Below are 2,191 nucleotides of genomic sequence, written 5' to 3'. Positions count from 1 at the left end.
GGCGAACTGCTGGTCCGCTGCGGCAACCGCCGCGCCACCCGCTGCCCCGCCTGCTCCACCGTCTACCGCTACGACACCTACCAACTCATAGCCGCCGGACTACGCGGCGGCAAAACCGTCCCCACCAGCGTCGCCGCCCACCCCCGCGTCTTCGCCACCCTCACCGCCCCCGGCTACGGCCCCGTCCACAACCAGCCCGACACCGGCCCCTGCCACTGCGGCCACACCCATCCCGACGACGACCCGATCCTCGGCACACCACTCGACCCCGACCGCTACGACTACACAGGCGCGGTGCTGTGGAACGCGCACGCCCCGGCCCTGTGGGCACGCTTCACCACCCACCTGCGCCGGGAGATCGCCAAGGCCGCCGGGCTCACGCAGCGGGCCCTGCACCATCACGCCACGCTCTCATACGCCAAGGTCGCCGAGTACCAGAAACGCGGCCAGGTCCACTTTCACGCCGTCATCCGCCTCGACGGACCCACCGGCCCCACCAGCACCCCACCCGCCTGGGCCACCGTCCAGCTCCTCGACCACGCCGTCAGCGCCGCCGTCACACGCACCCGCATCCACCACGAGGGCGAACCGCCGAAGCGACCGCAGTCCGCCGAGCACGTTCCCGCGTCCCCGCGTCAAGGCTCAGATCGGGCAGGGCGGTTGGTGTTCCGGTTCGGGCGGCAGATCGACGTCCGCGCGATCCGCGGCACCGACTTCACCGGCCCCGTCACCGACCGGCACGTCGCCGCCTACATCGCCAAGTACGCCACCAAGGGCGCCGAAACCACCACCGGCACCCTCGACCACCGTCTCCGCCTCCTCGCCGAACTGCCCCAGTACGACATCACCGACCACGCCCGCCGCATGATCCACACCGCCTGGCACCTCGCCACCGCCCCCGCGCACGCCCACCTCCGCCTGCGCCAATGGGCCCACATGCTCGGCTTCCGAGGCCACTTCTCCACCCGCACCCGCCACTACTCCACCACCCTCGCCCACCTCCGAGCCGAACGTACCGCCTGGCGAACCGGCCGACCCGGCGCCCAGACACCCACCCCGCCATCGGCGGCGGAGACTCAGACCGGTCAGACAGCCGACAGTCCGGGCAGTGACCGCGCCGGACACTCCACCGACCTGACCGCCGGTCACCGCCCCGGTCACAGCGATATCGCCGGTCAGCGCGTGGACTCGGACACGACCCTGGTCATCGCCCACTGGCAGTACGCCGGAACCGGCCTCCTTCCCGAACTCGAACACCTCGCCAACCTCCTGACCGCAACACGGCAGACCCGACCCGAGCAACCGACCCAAACCCGACGCTCGGAACGCTCCAGTGACCGCGCCGGTCACCCGGTCAGTCACTCCGCTAATCGGCTCACCAGTGCTGTCCGGGCGGGGGCCGTCGCGTGACCGCCGGCACGGAACTCCTCACCGTCCCCCAAGTCATGGAACGCCTCCAACTCGGCCGCACCGCCGTCTACGACCTCATCCGCACCCGCCAGCTCGCCTCCATCACCCTCGGCCGCGCCCGCCGCCTCCCCACCCACGCCCTCACCGACTTCATCCACACCCGCCTCGACCAGGAAGCCGCAGCCTGATGACCACACCCCCGAGACAGCAGTCCCTCCCGCCGCGTACGCGCCAACGGCGACGGAACCGTCTACCAGCGCAAGGACAGCCGCTGGGAAGCCGCCGGATACGTCCTCGCCCCCGGCAACACCCGCAAACGCATCCGCGTCTACGGCACCACGCGGAAGGAAGCCCTGGCCAAGCTCACCGAGAAGATCGCCAACAGCAACCGCGGACTCCCCGTGCCCTCCGCGCAGGGCAGCGTGGCTGAGTACCTGACGTACTGGCTGGAGGCCGTCGCCGTCCACCAGCTCCGCGAGAACACCCACACCCGCTACATCGCCTGCATCAACCGGTACCTCATCCCCGGCCTCGGCAAGAAGAAGCTCACCAAGGTCACCGCCAAGGACGTCCGCACCTGGCTCAACCAGCTCCGCACCACCTGCCAGTGCTGCACGCGCGGCATCGATACGGGCCGTGATGAACCCCGTTGCTGCGCCGTCGGATCGTGCTGCTCCAAGCGGCTCTCCCCGCTGACGCTGGCGTACATCCACTCCGTACTCAAGTCCGCCCTGGAGCACGCCGTCCGCGAGGAGGAGATCCCGCGCAACGTCGCCCGCAA

The 2,191-nt window shown here is 70.5% G+C and carries 2 protein-coding genes and 1 pseudogene; all 3 read left to right on the top strand.

The window, feature by feature from the left end; all coding sequences use genetic code 11:
* The coding region (locus GA0115259_RS30815) for a replication initiator (RefSeq protein WP_093603090.1) at positions 1-1,410 on the top strand (1,410 nt) is incomplete at its 5' end.
* Entirely contained in the window at positions 1,407-1,598 is a 192-nt protein-coding gene (locus tag GA0115259_RS30810) for a helix-turn-helix domain-containing protein (RefSeq protein ID WP_093603088.1), read from the top strand. The genes GA0115259_RS30815 and GA0115259_RS30810, both read left to right, overlap by 4 nt.
* Before the next feature lie 234 nt (positions 1,599-1,832).
* Positions 1,833-2,191 (top strand): annotated as a pseudogene (locus tag GA0115259_RS42310) (site-specific integrase); the annotation flags it as partial.

This window comes from Streptomyces sp. MnatMP-M17, assembly GCF_900091995.1.
Taxonomy (GTDB): domain Bacteria; phylum Actinomycetota; class Actinomycetes; order Streptomycetales; family Streptomycetaceae; genus Streptomyces.
Note: the sequence above shows the minus strand (reverse complement) of the source record. Positions and strands in the feature narration are given on the sequence as shown.